General features: G+C 67.0%; 3 protein-coding genes and 1 pseudogene. All 4 read left to right on the top strand.

Annotation, left to right across the window (positions count from 1 at the left end; genetic code table 11):
• Positions 1-168: 168 nt before the first annotated feature.
• Positions 169-504 (top strand): helix-turn-helix transcriptional regulator, encoded by a 336-nt coding sequence (locus GX015_RS03200; RefSeq protein ID WP_291342754.1) that lies wholly within the window; start codon positions 169-171, stop codon positions 502-504.
• On the top strand, positions 501-1,073 hold the full coding sequence (locus GX015_RS03195; protein ID WP_291342752.1) for a hypothetical protein: 573 nt from the start codon (positions 501-503) through the stop codon (positions 1,071-1,073). The genes GX015_RS03200 and GX015_RS03195 overlap by 4 nt, the downstream gene beginning before the upstream one ends.
• Before the next feature lie 97 nt (positions 1,074-1,170).
• Positions 1,171-2,082, top strand: coding sequence for an ATP-binding cassette domain-containing protein (locus tag GX015_RS03190; protein WP_291342750.1), 912 nt, complete (start codon positions 1,171-1,173; stop codon positions 2,080-2,082).
• A pseudogene (locus tag GX015_RS03185) lies at positions 2,079-2,280 on the top strand (hypothetical protein); the annotation flags it as partial. The gene GX015_RS03190 and the pseudogene GX015_RS03185, both read left to right, overlap by 4 nt.

Below are 2,280 nucleotides of genomic sequence, written 5' to 3'. Positions count from 1 at the left end.
GATGACGTTGGCGATGAACAGGATCCCGAGAATCGTTGGCCGTGTGATCACGTTTTCCAGGGTACGTGGTTCCGCTGACCGGGAACTTCGCACTTTTTCGTCGTCAATGCAGAAGATTTTTCGTTGCTTCCATTGACAGACCGTTGGGTTTTTACAACCCTTGGTCACATGAGCCCGGTAAAACGTGGTCCCCAGAGACCAATCTTCAATCGACTGGCTGTGCTCCGCGCGGAACGCGGGCTCAGCCGCGCGCGGCTGGCGGAGGCCGTGGAGGTCAACCCCCAAACGATCGGCGCCCTCGAGCGAGGGGACCACTACCCCAGCCTCGACCTGGCGTTCCGGTTGTGCGAGGTGTTCGGCCTCCCCGTCGAGGCAGTGTTCTCCCGGGAGGAGTTCACCCCGATGTCCGCGGCGCTCTATGCGGCGCAGGCGCAGCAGCAGTCCCTGAACCAGCCCGAAAACCAGACCCGACCCGATCCGAAGAATCCGGAGGAAACGCGATGAAGACGACGAATGACGGCACGCGCGACATGACCTTCCCGGACCGCTGGCAGGCCCGTCGCGAACGGAAATACTTCGAGCGGCGCGAGCAGATGGCCGGTTGGTTCCCGGGGCTGCGGAACCGCAGCGCCCGACGGCGGCTCGTCGTCGCGTACTTGACGATGATCGCGCTGATGCTCGTCGCGGGGATCATGCTCGCGGTCGCGTTGCTGGGCGACGGCGGATCCTCGTTCTGGGGCCTGCCATGGATCCTGTTCACGGTGCTCCTCATCGGAACGTGGACCACTCTGGTCATCGTCACCGACAACCTCGACGGGGCGCCGGCGTCGGCGCTCGACGAATACGAGCGCGAGCGGGTGGAGGGCCTGCGCAGCCTCGCCTACCAATGCTTCACCTGGTTCGGCATGTTCTTCAGCCTCGGCCTGGTCTTCTTCGGCACGTGGCTCGGACAGGCCCGCCCCGGGTGGGCCGCGGACGTGCCCTATCTGCTCGGCCTCGGTTTCCTCATCCCCTTCCTCGTCATCCTCTCGCTGCCCACCGCGATCATCGCGTGGACGATGCCCGATGAATGACCGCGCGCCCCGTACCCCCGAAACCGCGAATCCCCCGGACACGAGATCCGGAAGCACGAATCCCGACAGTCCCGACAGCCCCGAAAGGAAGACGATCATGAACGGCAAATCGCTGATCATCGATGATCTCCGCAAGTCCTACGGGGACCTCCGCGTCCTCGACGGCATGAGCTTCTCCGTCCGCCCCGGCGAAATCTACGGTTTCGTCGGCGCGAACGGCGCCGGCAAGACCACCACCATGCGCATCGCGCTGGGCGTGCTGTCCACCGACGGCGGCGAAGTCCGCCTCGGCGACGTCCCGCTCGACGACACGTCGCGCCGCACCATCGGCTACATGCCCGAAGAACGCGGCCTGTACCCCAAGGAGAAGGTGCTCGACCAGCTGATCTACTTCGCCCGGCTCCACGGCATGGACGGCCCGACCGCGAAGGACCGCGCAGAAACGCTCCTCGAGACCCTCAACCTCACGGAGCGCGCCGGCGACAAGGTCGACACCCTGTCGCTGGGCAATCAGCAGCGCGTGCAGCTCGCCGCGGCGCTCGTCCATGACCCCGCCGTCCTCGTCCTCGACGAGCCGTTTTCCGGCCTCGACCCCATCGCCGTCGGCGTGATGTCGCGGGTGCTGCGCGAGCGAGCGGACCAGGGCATCCCGGTCGTGTTCTCCTCCCACCAGCTCGATCTGGTGGAGCGCCTGTGCGACCGCGTCGGCATCATCCGCGACGGCCGGATGCTCGCGGAAGGCACCGTCGACGAACTGCGCGAGAAGGGCCCGAAGCTTCTCGGCGTCGAAGTCGACGGAGCCCCCGCCGGCTGGGCGGACGGCGTCCCCGGCATCGCCGCCACCAGCGTCGACGCCCGCGGCCGCACCGTCATCACACTGGCCGAATCCGCCCCGGCGGGCGTCGACCAGCAGTTGCTGGACCTCGCCCGTTCCCACGGCCCGGTGCATTCCTTCGGGCCGATCCACATTCCGCTGACCGAGCTGTACCAGGAGGTCGTGCAGTCATGAGCACCCCAGTCACTCACTCCCCCGCCACCCGCGGCGGCTACCGCGCCTCGACGGCGATCGGTCTCGTCGCCAAGCGCGAGCTCCGCGAAAACCTGGTGAAGAAGGGGTCCGTGGTCACGCTGATCCTGGGCATCGTCCTCGCCATCGGCGGCGTGCTGCTCACGGCGTACCTCACCCGCGACGACGGCGAAGCCGCCG

Source organism: Corynebacterium sp. (assembly GCF_012837295.1).
Taxonomy (GTDB): Bacteria; Actinomycetota; Actinomycetes; order Mycobacteriales; family Mycobacteriaceae; genus Corynebacterium.
The sequence above is the reverse complement of the archived record's forward strand: the minus strand, read 5'-3'. Positions and strand labels throughout refer to the sequence as shown.